5 protein-coding genes and 1 pseudogene are annotated in these 3,734 nt (G+C 61.2%); 1 reads left to right on the forward strand and 5 read right to left on the reverse strand.

Translation table 11 applies throughout. From position 1 onward, the window contains the following. The 5 genes from EOA32_RS34610 to EOA32_RS34630 all read right to left on the reverse strand — a co-directional run. Nucleotides 1-301, reverse strand: a 301-nt coding sequence (locus EOA32_RS34610) for a GtrA family protein (RefSeq protein WP_189407618.1), incomplete at its 3' end; no start/stop codon positions are given. Next, entirely contained in the window at nt 279-971 is a 693-nt protein-coding gene (locus EOA32_RS34615) for a class I SAM-dependent methyltransferase (protein ID WP_128374095.1), read from the reverse strand. The genes EOA32_RS34615 and EOA32_RS34610, both read right to left, overlap by 23 nt. Further along, nucleotides 946-2,007, reverse strand: a complete 1,062-nt coding sequence (locus EOA32_RS34620) for a glycosyltransferase family 2 protein (RefSeq protein WP_095780514.1) — start codon at nt 2,005-2,007, stop codon at nt 946-948. The genes EOA32_RS34615 and EOA32_RS34620 overlap by 26 nt, the downstream gene beginning before the upstream one ends. 44 nt (nt 2,008-2,051) lie before the next feature. Further along, the gene (locus tag EOA32_RS34625; RefSeq protein ID WP_128374096.1) at nt 2,052-2,324 is read right to left on the reverse strand and encodes a hypothetical protein; all 273 of its coding nucleotides are present in this window, start codon (nt 2,322-2,324) and stop codon (nt 2,052-2,054) included. 630 nt (nt 2,325-2,954) lie between these two features. After that, complete coding sequence (locus EOA32_RS34630; RefSeq protein WP_128374097.1) at nt 2,955-3,416, reverse strand: cupin domain-containing protein; 462 nt, start codon at nt 3,414-3,416, stop codon at nt 2,955-2,957. A gap of 109 nt (nt 3,417-3,525) precedes the next feature. Here EOA32_RS34630 and EOA32_RS34635 point away from each other — a divergent pair. Next, nucleotides 3,526-3,734: pseudogene (locus EOA32_RS34635) on the forward strand (winged helix-turn-helix domain-containing protein); the annotation flags it as partial.

The following is a 3,734-nucleotide window of genomic DNA, read 5'->3' on the forward strand; positions in this document are numbered from 1 at the left end:
GTGCCGCGTAAGCCATAGCGAGGCCGGCAATCGTCAGCAATACGAAACGCGGCGCCTGTGACCGGTGCGAGCCGGCCGACATGAAGGTGAAGGATTTGTGCGCCAGATAGGAAAACAGGGCGGCGGCCGCGTAAGCGGCGAGCGAGGCTTCGACGGGCGCGAGCCCGAGCCAGTTCGATTGGGCAAAGATTGTAGTCAGGACGGCATAGAGGATTGTGGCGACAAGGCCGACTGAAGCGAAGCGCCCCAGGAGCTTCGTGCCGGCGACGCGACGATTCTCAGGCGCGGGCGACACAGGCATACTGCGCTCCGAGCGGCAGCCAAGCGAGCGCGCCTTCCAGTTTCCGGGCAAGCGGCTTGGCCGACGGCAGGAGCAGAAAATGCTCGCAGTGCACGTCGCGGAAGCCCGCCTGCTCAAGCAGCGATGCCGCCTTGCCAGCGCGAAGCAGGACGGCGTCCTTGTCGAATGGACATCTCAACACCGCCATACGGGTCAGCGGGTTGTAGGGATTGTGCTCGATGATGCAGCCAAGTCCGCCTCGCCGAACGACGCGCCGCATCTCGCGGATGAAACCCAGCCACGACGCAGGCGGCACGTGGTGGACGACGCAACTGGCGAACGCCAGGTCGAACATGCCATCCGCGTAAGGCAGGCGTGAGGTGGTGCACACGCTGTATGCGACGTGCGGGTTCTCAGCGCTGGCACGCACGAGTGACTCCTTCGACACGTCGCAGCCGTCGAGTCGATCGAAGACATCGGCGAGATGCGGATGAAGCGAGCCTACGCCGCAACCGACATCGAGCGCGCGCACGCCTGCGCCGGCCCGCCGGAGGTCCTGCTCGAGGACCAGTCGTCGCAGAAGCTCGGCCTTGGCACGCAGGAAGAAATCATGGCGCAGCCCGGAGAACCGGATCGAGCCCTCGACTGCCTCACTGTAGCTGGACCTATAGCTGTCGAAGAGTTCGGACATCCGCCGTGACCCCGTTCCTGGACTTGCGAAACGAAGCGCGCTTGTCGCGGGAGGCGACGCGCATCGGCCGGTCGAAGCCACTCAGCCTTTCGACAACATAGAGCGGGCGCCGTTTGACCTCGGCATGGATGCTGCCGACGTAGAGACCCATCACGCCGGTCATGAAAAGATTGATGCCGATTAGCAGCGACACGATCACCACCGTGGATGTCCAGCCGGCAATCACGCCGGTTTCGAGGATCCAGGCCGCGATGGCGTATGCGCCGAACGCCAGGGCGAGAGCGGAAATGGCCAACCCGGTCAACAGCACCAGTTGCAGAGGCCGCTCCGAAAAACCGATGATGCCATGGATGGCAAGCCGCATCATCTTCCATAACGGGTATTTGGTTTCACCAAGCGTCCGCGCCGGGCGCTCGAACGGCACCGCCGCCTGCTTGAAACCCATCCAGCCGAACATGCCCCTGACGAAGCGGTCGTGCTCCGGCATGCGCTTGAACGTGTCCAGCGCCCTCCGGCCGACGAGGCGGAAGTCGCCGACATCGCGCGGGATCTCGACCGGTGTCATCCTCTCCAGTAGCCGATAGAACAGGCTGGCGGTAAAGCGCTTGAACCAGGTTTCGCCCTTGCGGCTGACGCGCCTTGCGTAGACGATTTCGAAGCCGTCCTTCCACTTCGCCACCAGGTCGAGAACGACCTCGGGCGGATCCTGCAGGTCAGCGTCCATGACGATGACGGCCTCGCCGGAGGCCGCTTCCATGCCGGCGCTGATGGCGATCTGGTGGCCGAAGTTGCGGGAGAGCTCGATCAGGCGGAAGCTCGGTTCGGCGGCGACCATGCCGCGCAAATAGCTCACGCTTCGATCGCTGCTTCCGTCGTCGACGAAGATGACTTCGGTGTCTCCGTCCAGTTTTGCGGTCAGTGCGCTGATCCGCTCGACCAGCCGGGGCAACACCTCCTCCTCATTGTATATCGGCAGCACCAATGAGTAGCGTAGGGACGGTGCCCGCGTCCGGATCCGCTGGACAGATTCTTGCATGCGATTGCAATGGAACACCGGCCAGAAAGTTCCATAAGCAGGCGCTAATTGCGGAAGAAATGGCGCTGCTCCTCGCCAAAAAAGGCGCGCAACGTTCGGTTGAAATCTAACCGGGTACCGACAGAAGTCCTTGGATCGAGGATTTTGATGCCCATCTTTTTCAGGCCGGCCGGATGGAGCGCCACCGGATCGCGAAAGAGCGGCGCTGCATCGTGCGCCGATCTCGGCGTTCCTGCCGCGCAAAAATCTTCGTGAGATGCCCCGTGACGAACCTGGGCTCTCCAAGAGCCGGATTTTAGTTTAGGGAAGGTGTCCAATTCGTGTGCGCCCCGTGTGCACCGACGCATCGGAAACCGGACAAAGGGGCGTCTCGTGGGGAAAAGAGCGCACACGACGTGGCCCAACATTTTTGAAACAATAAAAAAATGTCGAAGTATCAAGATTTCAGAATAGCCATAGCACCAATGATGGATGGGGCGGATAGGTACGGAATATCAGATAGTTAGCTGAGACCGTGTGCAAAAATCGCACACGAAAGTTCTGCTTCTCTTCCTTTTTCGTTCCCGCGAAAGGGCCGCCGACAGCCCTATTCGGCGCTCTTTTGCCGACGACATTGACCGCTCCGTTTCGGACGTTCGCTACGATATCTCGCGACCCTTTTGTCCGATGCGCCGTCCAATTTCCCTGGGGTTCCTGGAAGCTTTTCGAACTTTCTGGATCTCGTCTCAGCCCGAATTGCGGGAGCTCATGGACAAAGTGGGATACGAGATTCGGATCTAGGGTAGGTTGGAAGGCGTCGACCTTCTGGCACGTGCGCCATCGTGGCAACGTGAATCGGCGCAACGCCTATCCGTTCTGCACGGCAGCTTTGCGCCCCATTGCCGCCGTAGCGACCACGACACGGAACTCCGGAAAGCTGACATCGTGGGCGATTGCGCTAGCCACATTCACGAGCGCGTCGTCAGCGTCGACAGTTGGTCTGTATCGTAGCGGTTTCGCAGATCGGCGAGTGCTTTTGGATCAGGCGCCCCATGCGCCGTCAGCTCGGCTAGTTCTTCGAAATAATGCTCGTGGCCAGGCGGAGAGACGGTCATCAGCACGCGCGCTGGCTTCTCGCTGACATTGGTGATGTTGTGCGGCACGCCCGGAGGGATGAACAGGAAGGTTCCGGGCGTCGCCCGGACCGTCCTGTCGCCGACATGCCATTCACACTCGCCCTCGAGCAGGTAGAAGGTCTCCTCCTGCACCCGGTGAACATGTCGCCCGGTGGCGAACTGCGGCGGGATCGTCCAGTCGAACATGCTCGTGTGCCTGGTATTTTCATCGGTAACGAGGAAAGCCATGGGGTGGCCACGCAGCATGACGCCCTTCCTCTCGTCAGGCATGTGGATGACGGCGTCGGCGCTCATATGATCCTCCTCTGACAGAGCGCTTGTTTCCGGCAAGCGTTCGCGCAACATCGGCCGCTCACGCGGGAAAGTCGTGAATTCGTTGCCAAAAATTTGCTAAAAGACTCCAATGACAGTCAGGGGCGACCGCTACCAGTTCGGCCCGTTCCGCCTCGATCCGGAGGCGGGCATTCTCTTTTACGGCACCGAGCCGACCATGCTCGGGCAACGCGCCGTCGCGCTGCTGCGGCTACTGATCCAGAATGCGGGCGTGCCCGTGTCCAAGGACGCGTTGATCGACGCCGGCTGGGGCGGATCGGCGGTTTCCGACAACAATCT

Source organism: Mesorhizobium sp. M1A.F.Ca.ET.072.01.1.1 (genome assembly GCF_004023325.1).
GTDB lineage: Bacteria > Pseudomonadota > Alphaproteobacteria > Rhizobiales > Rhizobiaceae > Mesorhizobium.

Bases quoted from the DNA above. Each gene is read 5' to 3' on its own strand.
- EOA32_RS34615 (WP_128374095.1), bottom strand. From the start codon at position 971: ATGTCCGAACTCTTCGACAGCTATAGGTCCAGCTACAGTGAGGCAGTC.
- EOA32_RS34630 (WP_128374097.1), bottom strand. From the start codon at position 3,416: ATGAGCGCCGACGCCGTCATCCACATGCCTGACGAGAGGAAGGGCGTC.
- EOA32_RS34620 (WP_095780514.1), bottom strand. From the start codon at position 2,007: ATGCAAGAATCTGTCCAGCGGATCCGGACGCGGGCACCGTCCCTACGC.